Genomic DNA, 1,112 nt, shown 5'->3' on the forward strand with positions numbered 1-1,112 from the left:
CGTTTTTTCTTTCTAGAGACTGATAATATTCACATTGTCACCCGTCTCGTCCGCTTCCCCGCATTTGCTGTAACAGCTTGGTTGTCTTGGACATACCGCCCCTCTTGAACAAATCAATCTTGCTTGGCTTTGAATGCCGCGTTCTATCCAATTGATATTTAAGATTTTAGCGATCGTAGTTAAGTCTTTTTTGATATGAGGCGGAATAACACTGCTTCCGCCGGAAGCGACACAGAGAGACTTCAACTCTTCCGCTATGGAAACCGCATCACCGCCTTGTGCTGAAATCGCAGGGTTTAAATCTATCCCCGCACACAACACTCGGTTGTTCCCCGCCGGGTCAAATACGTTGACCGATTCACAGCAATAAATGCGTGGCTCGTCACCCACATTCAAAATCGAGATTTGCGCAGAGCTCGTATCTAAAGGTTGGGATAGGCGTCTGAATACCGCCCAGTGTTGGCATGGGTCATTCACTTTGCGCATGTTGCCCCAAGGTAATGGGATGCCATTCCCTCGATACACGGCTTTAAGCTTGCCCGGCCCGTAAGCGTCGAAATAGTGCCAATGGGGATATGGTGACACAACGGTCATGCGGCGCATCGCAACGGATGGCGAAACGCCTGCTTTTTTATGAACATCAATTTCGTAACCGGAGCGGTCGAGCAACTGACGAAATGGCACTTTAGGGCAAAGCAGAGCTCCTGCAAAAAAGCTGGACTCAAAGTCTCGCCAAGCTTGCAGAATGTCTTGCGAATTGAGCTCAGAGTTCGACACGGGGCTGTCCATTTGTTCCCAGTTATTCTGATGTCCGATGGAGAGCACGTTATTCATCGCGTCGCTGCTGTGCAATACGCGGTGGCCAATGTATACCGATAAGTCGTATTTTAAACGGGTAGGGTAGTCGCGCATCCGTTTGTTGAGATAAATGGTGCCCGGTGGTTCCATGAATGACGTAATCAATTGTTTGGCGTTTACGCCCAATTCATCGATGACATCTTGAGGCGCTCGGTCAACCCAGCGGATATCCAAGCCCATACTTTTGGCAATGTCGATCAAATCTTCAACCGACAAATTAAGGCGCTTCAATCCCACTTCTTCGGCGGCACGTT

At 49.0% G+C, this 1,112-nt stretch carries 1 protein-coding gene; it reads right to left on the minus strand.

Going from position 1 to position 1,112, the window contains the following annotated elements:
- Positions 1-12: 12 nt before the first annotated feature.
- A partial coding sequence (locus R7O12_RS26350; protein ID WP_318127019.1) for a DUF3612 domain-containing protein occupies positions 13-1,112 on the minus strand: 1,100 nt, incomplete at its 5' end.

It is taken from the genome of Vibrio sp. Vb1574 (genome assembly GCF_033338675.1).